Origin of the sequence: Corallococcus sp. BB11-1 (assembly GCF_026626625.1) — a bacterium.
Lineage (GTDB): Bacteria > Myxococcota > Myxococcia > Myxococcales > Myxococcaceae > Corallococcus > Corallococcus soli.
This window is the reverse complement of record NZ_JAPNJY010000039.1, coordinates 84,983-100,470: the sequence shown is the minus strand read 5'-3', so window position 1 is coordinate 100,470 and position 15,488 is coordinate 84,983. Positions and strand designations below refer to the sequence as shown.

Here is a 15,488-nt window from a genome sequence, read left to right as displayed (position 1 = left end):
GAAAGCGAGGGGGAGGCGGGGCGACTCACGACAGCCGGGCCAGGATGGCGTCCAGCTTGGCCTGGGTCAGGCGCTCGTGGTGGTCCTCGTTGATCTGCAGGCAGGGCGCCGTTCCGCAGGACGCCAGGCACTCGGTCTCGCGCAGGGTGAACTTCTCGTTCGTCTCCCCCGCGGTCATGCCCAGCTTCTGCTCCAGGTAGGCGAGCATCTTCTCCGCCCCCCACAGCGAACAGGACAGGTTCGTGCACACGTCGATGACGTATTTGCCCGGTTTCTTGAGGTGGTACATCACGTAGAAGCTGGCGACCTCGTAGGCGCGCTCCGGCGTGACTTCCAGATTCTTCGCCACCAACCGCAGGCCTTCGGGCGGCAGCCAGCCCTTGAGGTCCTGAAGCAGGCGAAGCGCGGGCAACATCCCGGCGCTTTTGCGATCAGGGGGGTAGTGCGAGAGGATTTCCGCGATCCCCGCGTCGAACTTCTTCTGCTCTTCAGGAGTGAACAGGGGCTCCGCCATGGCGGGCCGTACGTATTGCCGCAATGGCTTCGTTGTCAACATAAACCCTCGGCGGTAGACTGGACCGCCATCAGCAAATTTCCGAGCGATTTCAACCCCTTGTTATGAGCCCGGACCCTGCGGACCAGCGGCAGCACCCCCGTATCCCCACCATCCTCAGGGTGGACTACCCACATGGGCGTCCGCTCCGGGACGTGACGGAGAACCTGTCCGCCGGGGGGTTCTTCGTCCAGACGGAGCAGCTCTTCGTCGTCGGGGATGAGCTTCGGCTCGCACTTTCTTTCCCGGGACTGCTGGATCCGGTAGAAGTCGGCGGCACCGTGGCCTGGGTGCGGCTGGCGGCTCCGGATCAGCCCGGGGGCGTCGGCATCCGTGTGGAGAGCGAGCAGGATCGGCGGCGACTGGGTGACATCTTGAGTGCGGCGGGACCAGACGACAGCGCGGCGAACCCCTCCGAGCAGGACGGGTACCGTGTGCTCATCGTCGAGGACAACCCCCACATCATCGAGATGTACAGCTACGTGCTGAAGAAGCTCGCGAGCAACGACCTGCACGGCAAGGTCCCCCTGGAGGTCCACTTCGCGCCGGACGGGCACCACGCCCTGCTGCGGCTGCGCGAGGACCGCTTCAGCCTGGTGATGCTGGACCTGTACATGCCGGTGATGGACGGGTTCGCCCTGGTGGAGCGCATCCGCGAGGAGGAGGCGCTCAAGTCGATTCCGGTCATCGCCATCTCCGCGGGCGGCAAGGAAGCCCAGGACCGGGCCATGCAACTGGGCGTGGACATCTACCTGCGCAAGCCGGTGCGGTTCGTGGAAGTGCTGGAGACGGTGAAGCAGCTGCTGCGCATCCAGTAGGCGGGCCCCTGGTGCCCGGAGCCCCCTTCGGACGGGTTCCTCTCACCAGAGATTGAAGCCCCGGGGTGGGGGCGCGTAGAGTCCGCGCACCCATGACGAAGCCCGCAATCCATCGTGACACCGTCAGTGGCGAGGCGCTGCTCATCCTGCAGAATCTGCGGGAGAACGGCCGCCTGGGACGCTCGAACAAGCTGGCCGACGTGAAGGCCGCCCTCGAACCGTCCGTCTCGCTGGAGTTCGACAACTACTTCTTCTTCCTGCGCAAGTTCCACTACATCGCCATGGACCGCGAGGCCCAGCTCAAGCTCACCGAGCAGGGCGAGAAGGTGGTGGGCGGGGACCTGCAGGACCGCTTCGCCCTGGAGGTGGACGAGTTCTTCGCCGACCAGCTGTCGGCGGAGGAGCCGACGCACATCGGGCGGCTGGAGGAGGACGAGCCCCTGAGCGTCCCGCCGCCGCCGCCGGAGCTGCTGCTGGACGAGGCGGAGGTGGACGGGGGCGCCCAGGCCTCGCAGGTGGGGCCGCCGCCGATGCCCGCGTCGCGCACCCACCGGGTGGCGATGCCGGCGCTGGAGCTGGGCATGGCCGCGCCCCAGGTCGCCTCGCCGCCCATCCCCACGCCGCAGCCGTCGCCCTGGCAGGACGTGCCGGAGCCGCGCCGGGAGACCCTCATCGGGCTGCCGCCGTCCGCGCCCCCGCCCGTCCCCGCGCCGCCTCCCAGCGCCCCCCAACCCCTGGTCATCACCTCTCCGCTCGCCGCCGCGCCCGCTCCGATGCCCCCTCCCTCCACGACTCCCGCCCCCGCGGCCCCGGTCCCCAACGCCGCCGCGGTGGCGAAGGGCTCCACCGACCTGGACCTGCGCTACCAGAAGTTCGACCCCATTGGCACGGGCCCGCTGGGCACCGTCTTCAAGGGTCGCTACAACGCCCTGGGCCTGGACATCTGCATCAAGGAGCTGAAGGACATCTTCGGCTACTTCTCCTTCCTCCAGCGCGGTGAGGTCCTCAAGCGGCTGAAGAAGGAGCTGTGCGCGCAGGCACAGGTGCGCCACCCGGGCGTGGTGCAGATCATCGACCAGAACGTGGAGTCCACCCGGCCGTACTTCGTGGTGGAGCTGATGCGCGGCAGCCTGAAGGAGAAGCTGGAGTCCAGCGGCGGCAAGGGCATCGACGTGCCGCACGCGCTGCGCACGTTCCTGCAACTGGCGTACGGCCTCAGGGCCGCGCACGCCGCGGGCCTCACCCACCACAACCTCAAGCCGGAGAACGTCCTCTTCGACGCGTACGGCAACGCGAAACTCGCCGACTTCGGCATGAGCCGCGTGGTGGAGGTGGACGCCACCAAGGGCATGCCCCAGGTGTTCATGGGCATGGGCGGCATGGTGTACATGGCGCCCGAGCTGATGAACCGGGGCGCCAAGGAGCCGGGCCCGTCCGCGGACGTGTACGGCCTGGGCATCCTGCTCTACGAGATGTTCACCGGGCAGATTCCCGGCCGCCGCTCGCCCCTGCCCTCGGAGGTGAACCCGGAGGCGCCCAGCGGCCTGGATCAGCTCTTCGACAAGGCCACCCAGGACAAGCGCGAGCAGCGCTACCCGGACGTGGACGCGATGCTGGAGGACTTCTACAAGGCCTTCCCGGAGCGCGAGTACCTGGAGCGCGGCTCTCTCATCGTGTCCTCCGACCCGCAGCAGGACTGACCCGGCGGGCAGGCGGGCCTCCACGCGAGGCTCGCCCGTCCCCGGTGGGACTGTCAGACTGCGGCGCGCCCATGACCGCGCGCCCCTCCGACACCGTCCTCCTCACCGTCACCGGAAGGGACGGCCCCGACACCACCTCCCGCCTCACCGGCATCCTCGCGGACGCGGGCGCGGAGCTGCTCGACGTGGAGCAGGTGGTGGTGCAGGGCCTGCTCACCCTGGCCCTCCTGGTGCGCCCCGCCGCCCATGTCCCCGAGGGTGGAGACCCGTGGCAGGCGCTGCTCGTCGCGGCGCGCGAGCTGGGCGTCACGGTGGACGTCCGCGCGGTGGCGCCCGTCGCCCCGCCCGCCGGCCCCGAGCCGCTGCGCTACGTCGTCACCGCCGTGGGCGGGACGCTGGGCGCGCGGGAGGTGCACGCGCTGACGGCGCGGCTGGCCGGGCAGGGCGCGCGCGTGGAGCGCATCACCCGCCTGAGCGAGACGCCGCTGGCGTCCGTGGAACTGCACGTCACGCTGGCGCCGGACGCGGACCCCTCCGCGCTCAAGCGCGCGCTCCTGGCGCTGTCCATGGAGAGCCCCACGTTCGACGTGGCCCTCCAGCGCGAGAGTCTCTACCGGCGCGGCAAGCGGATGGTGGTGATGGACATGGACTCCACGCTCATCCGCATCGAGGTCATCGACGAGCTGGCGCGGGCGCACGGCGTCCACGCGAAGGTGGCCGCCATCACCGAGCGCGCGATGCACGGGGAGATGGACTACGACGAGTCCCTGCGCCAGCGCGTGGCGCTGCTGGCCGGGCTGGACGTCCAGGTGCTGCGCGAGCTGGCCGCGAACCTGCCGCTCACCGAAGGCGCGGAGACGCTGGTGCGCGTGCTCAGGCGCCTGGGCTACCGCACGGCCGTCATCAGCGGGGGCTTCTCCGTGGCGGCCGAGGCGCTCCAGGCGCGCCTGGGCATCGACTTCGCGTACTCCAACACGCTGGAGGCCCGGGACGGGAAGCTCACCGGACGCACCGTGGGCACCATCGTCAACGCGCGCCGCAAGGCGGAGCTGCTGGAGACGCTCGCGAAGCAGGAGGGCATCCTGCTGGAGCAGGTCATCGCCGTGGGGGACGGGGCCAACGACCTGCTCATGCTGGAGAAGGCGGGGCTGGGCATCGCCTTCCGCGCGAAGCCCAAGCTGCGTGAGGCCGCCGACACGTCCATCTCCGCCGGCGGGCTGGACACCATCCTGTACCTGCTGGGCCTCACCGCGCGCGAGCTGCGCGAGGTGACGTAGCGGCTTCGCGACAGGGCTACAGGCGCATGCGCGCGGCCAGCTCGCGCTGCTGCACCTGGCCCTTCTCGAAGACGAGCTCCAGCAGCGCGCGGAGGATCTTCGAGCTCTTCTCCTGGTTCTGCTGCACCGTCTGCAGCCGCTGCAGGTCCGCCTCCGTCCACTCGGAGGTGGGCGAGCCGCCCGCCAGGATTTCATCCAGGATGTCGGAGGCGCTGGAGCCGGCGGCGGGGGGCGCGGCCGGCGCGGCGGCGGGGGCAGCGGCCTTCGGGTCGACGATGTCGCTGATGCGTTTGACGACCGTCTTGCCGCTCATGTCCACGACCTTGAACTCCTCCTCCTCCGGGAGCTCACCCGCGTCCTGCTGCTTCGCGTCCGACTTGAAGCGCTTCTTCTCCACCGGCTCCTGGTTGCGGTAGTGGCGCAGGATGGCGTGCTCGATTTCACGGTCGCCCGCAACCATGGGCACCACGCGGGCGCGGCTGCGCGCCGCCACCTGGTCCAGCGTCGCCAGGTCCGTGGGGTCCGACATCGCCAGCACCAGCGTCTTGCCGTTGTCCTTGAGCTGGACGGGGAAGATGCCCTTCTGTTCGGCGAGGATGACGTCCACGCGCGACAGCGCGGCCACGTCCTTGGTCAGGTTTCCCAGCTGCACGCGGGGCATTCCCAGTCCCTGGCAGATGGCCTGGGTGATGGTCTCCTCGGACGCCAGGCCCAGGTCCGCGACGACGCGCGACACGCGCCCGCCCCACTGGTCCAGCGACGCGAGCGCGCTGCGAAGCTGCAGCTCGTCGATGACGCGCGCCTTGATGAGGATGTCCGCGATGCGATTCCGGGAAGGGGGAGCCATGGGGTGGGGATTCTAGCGTCTGATGGCGTGGACGCTCAGTCCACGTCACCGAACTGCCTCGGGAAGAGGCAAGGAGGCTCGGATGCAGCCCTTCGCGGATGCCGCCACCCAGACGTGCCCGTACTGCGGTGAGGAGGTGGAAGTCGACGTGGACTCGCTGGGCGCCTCCTCCGAGGCCTACGTGGAGGACTGCCCCGTCTGCTGCCGTCCCTGGGAGGTGAAGGTCACCCGGGACGAGGACGGCCCCTCCGTCACCCTGGGCCGGGACGACGACTGACGCCCCGCCCAAGGCCCCCGGCCGGAGGGCAGGCGGCCGGGCAGGGCGCCTCCAGAGCGCGCTCCGGGACGGCCGGGGCCGTTGCTTGACACGTTTCAAAGCATGGTTCTCTTGAGTCTTGTGAGGCGCTGACGGGCCCTCCTGGAACACCGAAGCCTGGGCCCGCCCGCCACACTCAACAACGACCGTGAACCCGCACGACGTGCGTCCCCTGGGACGACACGCACAGGAGAAGACCATGCTGAGCAACCGCAATGCCTACAACGCCGCCGTGACGCTGCCCCTGCTGCGCGACTTCGACCTGCTCTTCCGCGAGCTGTCCTCGGCGTCCGCCAGCACGCGCCCGGACATGGAGCACACCCTGACGCCCGCGGCCGACATCCTCGAGGCCGAGGCCGGCATCACGCTGCGCATCGACCTGCCCGGCCATGACGCCAAGGCCATCCAGGTGAAGGTGGAGAACAACATCCTGACCGTGCGCTCCGAGCGCAAGGCGGAGGCCGTCGCGGAGGGCACCACCCTGCGGCGCCAGGAGCGGTCCACCGGCGTCTACGCGCGCCAGTTCCGCCTGCCCGACACGGTGGATGCCACCCGGGTGGAGGCCCGCTACGACAACGGCGTGCTGTCCCTCACCCTGCCGCGTCGCGAGGAGACCAAGCCCCGCGTCGTCGAGGTGAAGGTCCAGGGTTGATGCGCATGCATCACCCGAAGCCCCTGAGGGAGGCCGCTGCCCTCGCGACCGCCGAGGCGCGGCGACTCCCGCCAGCATCAACCGACCCGAGGGCTTCCGCTGTGGGCCAGGCGGAAGCCCCCGTCCCCTACTTGCGGTTGGCGCTGGCGCCCAGTGCCATGGGCACCCGGAACAGCTCCAGCACCGCGTTCACGTCCAGCGGCTTCGCAAGGCACGCCACCGCGCCGGCCTGCTTGGACTGCTCCACGACGTCCGGCGTGTGATTGCTCGTCATGGTGATGAGCCGCACGCCCTCCATCTGCTTGCGCGCGCGGATGCGCTTGCAGACTTCGATGCCGTCGATGTCCGGCATGTTGATGTCCATGAGCATCCCGTGCGGCTTCTGCTCCGACACCAGCAGGAGCGCCTCCACGCCGCTCGTCGTCGTCTGGATCTCCACCTGGTTCGCGTAAGGCTTGAACGCGCGCTTGATGGCATCCAGCGTCTGCCGCTCGTCGTCCACAATCAGCAGGCGCACCGTGCTGCTGCCCAGCTCCTCGGGCACGGGCATCTGGTGGGTGACCAGGAAGGTGCGCAGGTCGGTCGAGCGCACCCGGCGGTGACCGCCCGGCGTGCGGAAGGCCATCAGGATGCCCCGGTCGATCCACTTGCTCACCGTCGACGGATCCACCTGAAGCAACCGACTGATGTCGTGCGTCGTGTAGAGCTGGTCCGTCATCGCCGTACTCCCCTCGGACTGCATCGTTCCACTAGCCATGGAAATAAACACCTACCTTGGATGCGGGGTTTGATCAACCCACCTACCTGCTGCGTTTATCAGCCCTTCTCATCAGACCCACGGCGTCGTCCCAAAGGCCACTGGCACGGAGGCACAACTCCACCAATTCGCGGGCGGCTCCGTGACCGCCAACGTTCTGGGTAACGAAGTGCGCTTCCTGGCGCACCTCTGGAACCGCATCCGCCGGACAGGCGGAAAGCCCTGCGAGCGACATGGGGTCCAGGTCATTGAGGTCATCGCCCATGTAGGCGCACGCTTCCGGGGACACCTGGAGCTGGGCGAGCAGCTCTTCCAGCGCCGGGCCCTTCTCCTTGCGGCCCTGGAACACGGCGGCCAGGCCCAGCTCGCGCCCCCGCGCCTCCACGATGCGGGAGGTGCGCGCGGTGAGGATGGCGGCGGGCAGGCCCACCAGGCGGGCCATCACCAGCGCGTGGCCATCCTTCACGTTGAAGCGCTTCATCACTTCGCCGCCGTCGCCGTAGTACAGGCCGCCGTCGGTGAGGACGCCATCCACGTCGAACACGAGCAGCCGCACGCGTGACGCACGGGACGTCAGCTCTTCCCTGCCCGGCTTGGAAGGCGCTTCCGTCTGCATGGCCTCCTCACCTTTCGCGTCCATCAACCGGCTTCGTGACCCAGCGCGCGACGGATGCTGAGCACATCTCGTACCACGTCCTCGAACATCTGTGGATTGAGCGAGCACGGACCGTCACACAGGGCACGGTCGGGGTCTTCGTGGACTTCTGTGAATAAAGCGTCAATCCCGGCGGCGGCGGCGCTGCGGGCCAGCAGTGAGACGAACCGGCGCTCACCGCCCGTCTTCCCGTCGCTGGAGCTGGGCAGCTGCACGGCGTGGGTGGCGTCCATGCACACGACGAGGCCGGCTTCGCGCATCTGGGCCAGGCCGCGCATGTCGACCACGAGGTTGTTGTAGCCGAAGGAGGACCCCCGCTCGGTGACGAGGATGTTGGGGTTGCCCGTCTCCACGGCCTTCCTCGCCGAGTGGACGATGTCCTTGGGGGCGACGAACTGTCCCTTCTTCAAGTTCACCCCCCGGCCCGAGCGGGCCACCGCCTCCACGAGGTCCGTCTGGCGGCAGAGGAAGGCGGGTATCTGGATGATATCCACGACTTCAGCGGCTGGCCCGACGTGGCTGGTTTCATGGACGTCCGTGAGCACCGGCACGCCCACCTCGCGCTTCACGCGGTCGAGGATTCTCAGACCTTCCTTCAAACCCGGACCCCGGAACGACTTGCCGCTGGTCCGGTTGGCTTTGTCATACGAGCACTTGAAGGCATACGGCACGCCCAGCCGGGCGGTGATGCCCTTGAGCAGGTGGGCGTGGCGCAGGGCCATCTCCTCGGATTCGATGCTGTCCGGGCCGGCGATGACGAAGAGCTTCTCGCCGGGGCCGACCTTGTGGCCGCACAGCTGGATGGAGGGCGTCGTGCTCATGCGCGCACCGGGGGGACGGGGGCCGCACCGTGGGAGGCGTCCCGCTGGGCGAGCGCCGCGCCGATGAAGCCGGAGAAGAGGGGGTGGGGAGCGAAGGGCTTGCTCTTGAACTCGGGGTGGAACTGGCAGCCGACGAAGTACGGATGGTCGGACAGCTCGATCATCTCCACCAGGTTCAGCTCCGGGTTGTGGCCGGAGATGATGAGCCCCGCCTCCTGGAGCCGGCCGCGGTAGGCGTTGTTCACCTCGTAGCGGTGCCGGTGGCGCTCCTGGATGGCGTCCTGCGCGTAGAGCTTGCGCGCCACGGTGCCTTCCTTGAGGGCGCACGCGTAGCTGCCCAGGCGCATGGTGCCGCCCTTGTCCTGCACCTTCACCTGGCTCTCCATCAGCGTCACCACCGGGTGCGGGGTGTGCTCGTCGAACTCCAGGCTGTTGGCGCCCTTCAGGCCCAGCACGGTGCGGCTGAACTCCACCACCGCCATCTGGAGGCCCAGGCAGATGCCGAAGAAGGGCAGCTTCTTTTCGCGCGCGTAGCGGACCGCGGCGATCTTCCCCTCCGTGCCGCGCACGCCGAAGCCGCCGGGCACGAGCACCGCGTCCACGCCTGCGAGCGTCGTCTCCGCCCCCTGCGCCTCCACGTCCTGGCTGTCCACGAAGCGCAGCTTCACGCGCACGTCGTTGGCGATGCCGCCGTGGAGCAGGGACTCGTTGAGGCTCTTGTAGCTCTCCGTGAGGTTCACGTACTTGCCCACGATGGCGACGGTCACCTCGCCGCGCGCGGGCTCATAGATTTTGCGGACGATGGTCTCCCACTTCTCCAGGTGGGGCGCGCGGCTCCAGATGTTGAGCACCTCCGCCAGCCGCTCATCCAGGCCCTGGCGGTGCAGCTCCAGGGGCAGCTCGTAGATGCTGCGCACGTCGGGGGACGTGAACACGTTGCCGTTGTCCACGTTGCAGAACATGGCGATCTTGTCCTTCAGCTCGCGCGAAATCTCCCGGTCGGTGCGGCACAGGAGGAAGTCCGGCTGGATGCCAATCTCCCGCAGCTTCATCACCGAGTGCTGCGTGGGCTTGGTCTTCACCTCGCCCGCGGCGCCGATGTACGGCAGCAGCGTCAGGTGGATGTAGACCGCGTTCTGGCTGCCCACGTCGTAGCGCATCTGGCGGATGGCCTCGAGGAAGGGCAGCGATTCGATGTCGCCCACCGTGCCGCCGACCTCCACGATGACGACGTCCACGTCCTGGGAGGCCTGGCGGATGCTGGCCTTGATCTCATCCGTGATGTGCGGAATCACCTGGACCGTCTTGCCCAGGTATTCCCCCCGGCGCTCCTTGGTGATGACCGCGTTGTAGATGCGGCCGGAGGTGAAGTTGTTGAGGCGGCTCATCCGGGCGTAGGTGAACCGCTCGTAGTGGCCCAGGTCCATGTCGGTCTCGCCACCGTCCTCGGTGACGAAGACCTCGCCGTGCTGGAAGGGGCTCATCGTGCCCGGATCCACGTTGATGTACGGATCCAGCTTGATGAGCGTGATGTCCAGCCCGCGGTTCTCCAGGAGGGCGCCAATGGATGCGGAGGCCAGTCCCTTCCCCAGCGAGCTGACCACGCCGCCCGTCACGAAGATGAACTTGGTTTTCTTGGAGCGCATGTCCCTTCCTGCCAAGAGGGCCAGGGGGCGTCAAATAATCTCTGCCGGGTGTCAGGCTGGCAGGCCCCGGAAGGCCGGCCGGCGTTTCACTGCGCGTCCCAACCGCCCGGCCGGGCGACCGCGAACTGCTGGGCGGACGGCTGCCCCACCCGGAAGCGGCGCAGGTCGCAACCTCGGCAACTCCAGCCTTCCCAGCCTTTCTTCACGACCTGGTGGAGGCAGGCGTCGTAGTTGGGGCAGAAGAGGTTGCGCTGGTCGTCCACGGTCTCCTCGTCACGGAGGGCGGAAGGCAGGGGGATGGGACACGGCGTGATGGACACGGAGCTCTCCGATGGGCGACCACGGCAGTCGTGGATGGCGCTTCTCCCCCCGCGGCTCGAACCGGCAGGTCGGGCGGACATTCCCAGGGGGAAGGGGGGACAAAAAAAGTCGCCCCCGTCGGGAGACGGGGGCGACCGGTACCGCGGGACGTCAACCACCGCCGGGAAACCCCTGGGCTAGCAGGCCACCGCGACGGAGGTAGACGCCTGACTCTTGCTGTCGTTCAAGGCATCACCTCCTTTCTTGAGGCGCTAGAGATAATGCGCCCCCGCTTTTCGCGCCACGCGGACTGCGTGGAGGGAGGCGCCGGCTGGGGAACGACCGTTCAGGCGGCGACCACCTGGTGCTCCACCAGGCGCCGGTAGAGGCCCTCCTGCGACATGAGGGAGGCGTGCGTGCCGCTCTGCACCACGCGGCCGGCCTCCAGCACCAGCACGCGGTGGGCGTTGGCCACGGTGGACAGGCGGTGGGCGATGATGAGGGTGGTGCGCCCCTGCATCAGCTTCTCCAGGGCGTCCTTCACCAGGTGTTCGCTCTCCGAGTCCAGGGCGGACGTCGCCTCATCCAGCACGAGGATGCGCGGGTCCTTGAGCACGGCCCGGGCGATGGCGACGCGCTGCTTCTGGCCGCCGGACAGCTGCACGCCGCGCTCGCCCACCGCGGTCTGGTAGCCCTCCGGGAAGCGGCTGATGAAGTCGTGCGCGTGCGCGGCCTTCGCGGCGGCCTCCACCTGGGCGTCGGTGGCGTCCGGGCGGCCGTAGCGGATGTTGTCCCCGATGGAGCAGGAGAACAGCAGGGGCTCCTGGGCGACCATGCCCACGTGCCGGCGCAGCCAGCTGGGGTCGAGCGTGTCCAGGGCGCGTCCATCCAGGAGCAGGCGGCCCTGCTGCGGGTCGTAGAAGCGCGACAGGAGGGCGGCGAGGGTGGACTTGCCGGCGCCGGAGGAGCCCACCACGGCGACGACCTCCCCCGCGTGGAGGGTGAGGTCGATGCCCTGGAGCACCTGCACGTCCGGGCGCGAGGGGTAGGAGAACTTCACGTCCTGGAAGTCCACCCGGCCCTCGACGGTGGCGGGGCGCTCGCCCTGGGCGATGGGGATGACGGGCGTGCGGTCCATGAGCTCGAAGACGCGCTCGGCGGCGCCCGAGGCGCGCATGAAGTCCGCCCACAGGTCCGCCAGGGCGCCCAGGGACATGGCCACGAGCATCGTGTAGATGAGGAACGAGGTGAGGGCGCCCACGGTGAGCTGCTGCTCCACCACCAGCCGGCCGCCGTACCAGAACACCGCCACCGCGGCGATGTAGCCCGCGCTGGTGACCCCGCCGATGAAGATGGACGTCTGGAGCGAGCGGCGCCGGGCGACCACGAAGGCGTGGTGCACCGTGTCGCCGTAGCGCGTCACCTCCGCCGGCTCCGCCGCGAAGGAGCGCACGGTGCGCAGGCTGGACAGGCTCTCCTCGGCGACCTCACCTGCCTTGGCCAGCGCGTCCTGCACCTCGCGTGACATCAGGCGCACGCGGCGCCCGTAGAACACGCTGCCCACCGCCACGAGGGGGACGACGGCGAGCATCAGGAACGTGAGCGAGGCCGACGTGTAGAAGAGCAGCGCGATGCCGCCCATGGCCTGCACGGCGTTGCGCAGCACCATGGAGATGTTCGTGCTCACGGTGTTCTGGAGGACGGTGGTGTCGGACGAGAGCCGGCTGGTGAGCTCCCCGGTGCGGTGGTTGTCGAAGAAGGCCACCTCCTGGCTCATGAGGCTGCTGAAGAAGTCGCGGCGCAGCCGCATCACCACGCGCTCGCCGGAGACGTTGAAGAGGTAGGCGCGCAGCGCGATGGCGACGCCCTGCACCAGGAAGACGGCCAGCATGACGAGCGCGGCCTTGTCGATGAGCGAGTGGTCCTTGCCGTTGAGGGCCTCGTCGATGAGGACGCGGATGCCCTGGGGGTAGGCCAGGCTGGCGGCGCTGCCGAGCAACAGGAAGACGGTGGCCAGGGCCAGCGTCGGCAGTTCGGGGCGCGCCAGGGACAGCAGGCGGCGCGCGGTCACGCCCGAGGCGGGCCGTTTGGAGGGCGGAGGGGGTTCAGGAGGAGGCACCGGCGAATCCTACTGGAGTGTCGACGGGCACGCAGCCCGGGCCGCGCGCGCCGGGTCGGGATGCAGCCGGGGCGGCCGGGGTGGTATTCCGGGGAGGAGTCCCATCGCGAGGGAGCGGCCATGGAAAAGCGCGTCTTTGGCAACACCGGGGTGTCGGTGCCGGTCATCGGTCAGGGCACCTGGCAGATGGAGGACGATGACGCGGAAGGCGCCGTCCGGACCCTGCGCGCGGGCCTGGACCTGGGCCTCACCCACCTGGACACCGCGGAGCTGTACGGCCAGGGCCGGGTGGAGGAGGCGCTGGTGTCCAGGGCCATTGAAGGGCGGCGCGACGAGGTGTTCCTCGTCTCCAAGGTGATGCCGTCCAACGCGACGCGGAAGGGCACGGTGACGGCCTGCGAGCGCAGCCTCCGGCGGCTTCGCACGGACCGGCTGGACTGCTACCTGCTGCACTGGCCCGGCTCCCACCCGCTGGCGGACACGGTGGCGGCCTTCGAGCAGCTGGTGAAGGACGGGAAGATCCGCTCCTGGGGCGTGAGCAACTTCGCGGTGGATGAGCTGGAGGAGGTGCTGTCCCTGGCGGGGCCGGGGCGCATCGCGTGCAACCAGGTGCTGTACCACCTGGAGGAGCGCGCCATCGAACACACCGTCGTCCCGTGGTGCGAGGCGGAGGGCGTGGCGGTGGTGGCCTACAGCCCGTTCGGCAACGGCCACTTCCCGGCGCCCTCCAGCGCGGGGGGCAAGGTGCTGGCGTCCATCGCCCAGGCGCACGGCGCGACGCCGTACCAGGTGGCGCTCCAGTTCCTCGTGCGCCGGCCGTCGACGTTCGCCATCCCCAAGGCCAGCGACGCGCGACATATGCGCGACAACGCGAGCGCGGCGTCCCTGACGCTGACGCCGGAGGACCTGCGGCGCATCGACGCGGCGTTCCCCCGGGGCGACGAGCCGGACTCGCTGCCGGTCATCTGACCCGGGGTGCGCGCGGGCGCTTCAGCCGCGCTCGCGCAGGAGCGCCTCCACGCGGGCCACGTCCTCCGGCACGTCCACCGCCACCGTGCGCCAGGACACCTGGGCGCAGCGGATGCGCAGGCCGTGCTCCAGCGCGCGAAGCTGCTCCAGCTTCTCCGCCTCCTCCAGCGGGGTGGGGTTGAGCGTGGCGAGCTTCAGCAGGGTGTCACGCCGGTAGCCGTAGAGACCCAGGTGGGCGTGGCGGCGCACGGGCGGGCCGGGTTCGCGGACGTGGGGCACCGGGGCGCGGCTGAAGTAGAGCGCGTCGCCGTTGAGCGCGAGCACGGCCTTCACCACGTTCGGGTTCTCCAACTCGTCCGCCTCCAGGGGGCGCACCAGCGTGCCCATGTGCACGGCGTCGTCCTGGAAGAGGTCCGCGAGCACCTTGAGCGCGGCGGGGTCCACCAGGGGCTCGTCCCCCTGCACGTTCACCCAGACGTCCACGTCCGGACGGGCGCGGGCCACCTCCGCGATGCGGTCCGTGCCGGTGGGGCAGGCGGGGCTGGTCATCACCGCGCGGCCACCGAAGCCCTCCACCACGTCGCGGATCCTCGCGTCGTCGGTGGCCACCCACACCTCGTCGAAGGCGTGGGCTTCCTGACAGCGGCGCCAGACGTGTTCGACCATGGGGCGGCCGGCGATGGGGGCGAGCGGCTTGCCAGGGAAGCGGGTGCTGGCATGGCGGGCGGGGATGACGGCCACGGTCCGGGAGGCGGGCATGGGCGTCATCTATCAGATTCAGGACGTCCCGCCCCCGGGGGGAAACGGCCGCGTGCCGGCCACCACTAGGCAGGAACGGGGGCGTGCCTAGCTTGCGCAGCGACATGAAGAAGGTCATCCATATCGTTGGCGCGCGTCCGAATTTCATGAAGGTGGCCCCCATCCACAAGGCCATCGCCGCGCGTACCTCCCTCCAGCAGTTGGTCATGCACACCGGCCAGCACTACGACGCGAAGATGAGCGACGTGTTCTTCGCCGACCTGGGCATGGCCGCCCCGGACATCCACCTGGGCATCGGCTCCGGCAGCCACGCCGAGCAGACCGCCAAGATGATGGTGGAGATGGAGAAGATCTTCCTCAAGGAGAAGCCGGACCTGGTGTCCGTGGTGGGCGACGTCAACAGCACCATCGCCGCCGCGCTCGTCACGTCCAAGATGGGCATCCCGCTGTCCCACGTGGAGGCGGGCCTGCGCAGCTTCGAGCGCCTCATGCCGGAGGAGATCAACCGCGTCGTCACCGACCGGCTCTCCGACATGCTGCTCACGCCTTCGCGCGACGCGGACGCGAACCTCCTGAAGGAGGGCATCGACCCGAAGCGCATCCACCTGGTGGGCAACGTGATGATCGACTCGCTCCTGGCGTCCAAGGAGAAGGCCGACCAACTGCCCACGCTCAAGCAACTGGGCCTCACGCCCCGGGCCTACGTCGTGGCCACGCTGCACCGGCCGTCCAACGTGGACAACCCGAAGCTGCTGGCGGGCCTGCTGTCCACGCTCATCCATGTGGCCAGGAAGGTCCCCGTGGTGTTCCCGGTGCACCCGCGCACGCGCAAGATGATCTCCGAGCAGGGCCATGGCCCCGAGCTGGAGAAGACGCCGACCCTCAAGCTGGTGGACCCCATGGGCTACCTGGAGTTCCTGTCGCTGACGTCCCAGGCGCAGCTGGTGATGACGGACTCGGGCGGCCTCCAGGAGGAGACCACCGCGCTGGGCGTGCCGTGCCTCACCCTGCGCGAGGAGACCGAGCGCCCCGTCACCGTGGAGGTGGGCACCAACGAGGTGGTGGGCACCGACCCCGCGCGCATCCGCGAGGCGGCCGACCGCGTCCTGTCCGGCGACGTGAAGAAGGGCCGCGTGCCGGAGCTGTGGGACGGCCGCACCGGCGAGCGCATCGCGGACCTGTACGCGCGCGTGCTGGGCGTGGAGCAGAAGCGCGCCTTCGGGTGAGCTGCCGCGGGTAAGCTGAAGCGTCCCGTGTGAAGCACTCAGGCCGCCGGGTGCTCGAGTCTTCGTGCGCGAG

At 69.4% G+C, this 15,488-nt stretch carries 16 protein-coding genes; 7 read left to right on the top strand and 9 right to left on the bottom strand.

What is annotated here, in order from left to right:
- Positions 1–25: 25 nt before the first annotated feature.
- Positions 26–514 carry a complex I 24 kDa subunit family protein gene (gene nuoE, locus OV207_RS32975; protein WP_193346815.1) on the bottom strand — a complete coding sequence of 163 codons (489 nt, stop codon included), beginning with the start codon at positions 512–514 and terminating at the stop codon, positions 26–28.
- 104 nt (positions 515–618) lie between these two features.
- On the opposite strand from nuoE, the gene OV207_RS32970 reads away from it, so the two are divergent.
- The 3 genes from OV207_RS32970 to serB all read left to right on the top strand — a co-directional run bounded on the left by OV207_RS32970 (position 619) and on the right by serB (position 4,348).
- Positions 619–1,371 carry a TIGR02266 family protein gene (locus OV207_RS32970; protein WP_193346816.1) on the top strand — a complete coding sequence of 251 codons (753 nt, stop codon included), beginning with the start codon at positions 619–621 and terminating at the stop codon, positions 1,369–1,371.
- 92 nt (positions 1,372–1,463) lie between these two features.
- Positions 1,464–3,071: a serine/threonine-protein kinase gene (locus OV207_RS32965; protein ID WP_193346817.1), complete on the top strand. Its 1,608-nt coding sequence runs from the start codon at positions 1,464–1,466 to the stop codon at positions 3,069–3,071.
- A 71-nt stretch (positions 3,072–3,142) separates the two neighbouring features.
- Positions 3,143–4,348, top strand: coding sequence for a phosphoserine phosphatase SerB (gene serB / locus OV207_RS32960; protein WP_267559047.1), 1,206 nt, complete (start codon positions 3,143–3,145; stop codon positions 4,346–4,348).
- 16 nt (positions 4,349–4,364) lie between these two features.
- Here the strand turns inward: serB and OV207_RS32955 are convergent, their stop codons facing one another.
- Positions 4,365–5,195 carry a general secretion pathway protein GspE gene (locus OV207_RS32955; protein ID WP_267559046.1) on the bottom strand — a complete coding sequence of 277 codons (831 nt, stop codon included), beginning with the start codon at positions 5,193–5,195 and terminating at the stop codon, positions 4,365–4,367.
- Between the two features lie 82 nt (positions 5,196–5,277).
- On the opposite strand from OV207_RS32955, the gene OV207_RS32950 reads away from it, so the two are divergent.
- A complete protein-coding gene (locus OV207_RS32950) occupies positions 5,278–5,472 on the top strand; it encodes a CPXCG motif-containing cysteine-rich protein (RefSeq protein ID WP_120541511.1) in 195 nt (64 codons plus the stop codon).
- A 238-nt stretch (positions 5,473–5,710) separates the two neighbouring features.
- Positions 5,711–6,163, top strand: coding sequence for an Hsp20/alpha crystallin family protein (locus tag OV207_RS32945; RefSeq protein ID WP_267559043.1), 453 nt, complete (start codon positions 5,711–5,713; stop codon positions 6,161–6,163).
- 127 nt (positions 6,164–6,290) lie between these two features.
- Here OV207_RS32945 and OV207_RS32940 read toward each other — a convergent pair whose 3' ends face one another.
- From OV207_RS32940 to OV207_RS32915, 6 genes are all read right to left on the bottom strand, one after another.
- A complete protein-coding gene (locus OV207_RS32940; RefSeq protein ID WP_120533359.1) occupies positions 6,291–6,920 on the bottom strand; it encodes a response regulator in 630 nt (209 codons plus the stop codon).
- 43 nt (positions 6,921–6,963) lie between these two features.
- Complete coding sequence (locus OV207_RS32935; RefSeq protein ID WP_267559382.1) at positions 6,964–7,536, bottom strand: KdsC family phosphatase; 573 nt, start codon at positions 7,534–7,536, stop codon at positions 6,964–6,966.
- Positions 7,537–7,559: 23 nt separating this feature from the next.
- Complete coding sequence (gene kdsA / locus OV207_RS32930) at positions 7,560–8,396, bottom strand: 3-deoxy-8-phosphooctulonate synthase (RefSeq protein ID WP_267559041.1); 837 nt, start codon at positions 8,394–8,396, stop codon at positions 7,560–7,562.
- A complete protein-coding gene (locus OV207_RS32925; RefSeq protein ID WP_267559040.1) occupies positions 8,393–10,042 on the bottom strand; it encodes a CTP synthase in 1,650 nt (549 codons plus the stop codon). The genes kdsA and OV207_RS32925 overlap by 4 nt, the downstream gene beginning before the upstream one ends.
- A gap of 86 nt (positions 10,043–10,128) precedes the next feature.
- Entirely contained in the window at positions 10,129–10,362 is a 234-nt protein-coding gene (locus OV207_RS32920) for a hypothetical protein (protein WP_120533363.1), read from the bottom strand.
- Between the two features lie 326 nt (positions 10,363–10,688).
- Positions 10,689–12,413, bottom strand: coding sequence for an ABC transporter ATP-binding protein (locus OV207_RS32915; RefSeq protein ID WP_267559039.1), 1,725 nt, complete (start codon positions 12,411–12,413; stop codon positions 10,689–10,691).
- A 168-nt stretch (positions 12,414–12,581) separates the two neighbouring features.
- Between OV207_RS32915 and OV207_RS32910 the strand changes: the two genes are divergently transcribed.
- Positions 12,582–13,430 (top strand): aldo/keto reductase, encoded by an 849-nt coding sequence (locus OV207_RS32910; protein WP_267559037.1) that lies wholly within the window; start codon positions 12,582–12,584, stop codon positions 13,428–13,430.
- 21 nt (positions 13,431–13,451) lie between these two features.
- On the opposite strand, the gene kdsB is transcribed toward OV207_RS32910, so the two are convergent.
- Entirely contained in the window at positions 13,452–14,189 is a 738-nt protein-coding gene (kdsB, locus tag OV207_RS32905) for a 3-deoxy-manno-octulosonate cytidylyltransferase (protein WP_267559035.1), read from the bottom strand.
- 104 nt (positions 14,190–14,293) lie between these two features.
- Between kdsB and wecB the strand changes: the two genes are divergently transcribed.
- A complete protein-coding gene (gene wecB / locus OV207_RS32900) occupies positions 14,294–15,415 on the top strand; it encodes a non-hydrolyzing UDP-N-acetylglucosamine 2-epimerase (protein WP_267559381.1) in 1,122 nt (373 codons plus the stop codon).
- The last annotated feature ends 73 nt before the right edge of the window (positions 15,416–15,488 follow it).

Coding starts and splice junctions, on each gene's coding strand:
- nuoE (WP_193346815.1), bottom strand. CDS start 514: ATGGCGGAGCCCCTGTTCACTCCTGAAGAGCAGAAGAAGTTCGACGCG.
- OV207_RS32970 (WP_193346816.1), top strand. CDS start 619: ATGAGCCCGGACCCTGCGGACCAGCGGCAGCACCCCCGTATCCCCACC.
- OV207_RS32965 (WP_193346817.1), top strand. CDS start 1,464: ATGACGAAGCCCGCAATCCATCGTGACACCGTCAGTGGCGAGGCGCTG.
- serB (WP_267559047.1), top strand. CDS start 3,143: ATGACCGCGCGCCCCTCCGACACCGTCCTCCTCACCGTCACCGGAAGG.
- OV207_RS32955 (WP_267559046.1), bottom strand. CDS start 5,195: ATGGCTCCCCCTTCCCGGAATCGCATCGCGGACATCCTCATCAAGGCG.
- OV207_RS32950 (WP_120541511.1), top strand. CDS start 5,278: ATGCAGCCCTTCGCGGATGCCGCCACCCAGACGTGCCCGTACTGCGGT.
- OV207_RS32945 (WP_267559043.1), top strand. CDS start 5,711: ATGCTGAGCAACCGCAATGCCTACAACGCCGCCGTGACGCTGCCCCTG.
- OV207_RS32940 (WP_120533359.1), bottom strand. CDS start 6,920: ATGGCTAGTGGAACGATGCAGTCCGAGGGGAGTACGGCGATGACGGAC.
- OV207_RS32935 (WP_267559382.1), bottom strand. CDS start 7,536: ATGCAGACGGAAGCGCCTTCCAAGCCGGGCAGGGAAGAGCTGACGTCC.
- kdsA (WP_267559041.1), bottom strand. CDS start 8,396: ATGAGCACGACGCCCTCCATCCAGCTGTGCGGCCACAAGGTCGGCCCC.
- OV207_RS32925 (WP_267559040.1), bottom strand. CDS start 10,042: ATGCGCTCCAAGAAAACCAAGTTCATCTTCGTGACGGGCGGCGTGGTC.
- OV207_RS32910 (WP_267559037.1), top strand. CDS start 12,582: ATGGAAAAGCGCGTCTTTGGCAACACCGGGGTGTCGGTGCCGGTCATC.
- kdsB (WP_267559035.1), bottom strand. CDS start 14,189: ATGCCCGCCTCCCGGACCGTGGCCGTCATCCCCGCCCGCCATGCCAGC.
- wecB (WP_267559381.1), top strand. CDS start 14,294: ATGAAGAAGGTCATCCATATCGTTGGCGCGCGTCCGAATTTCATGAAG.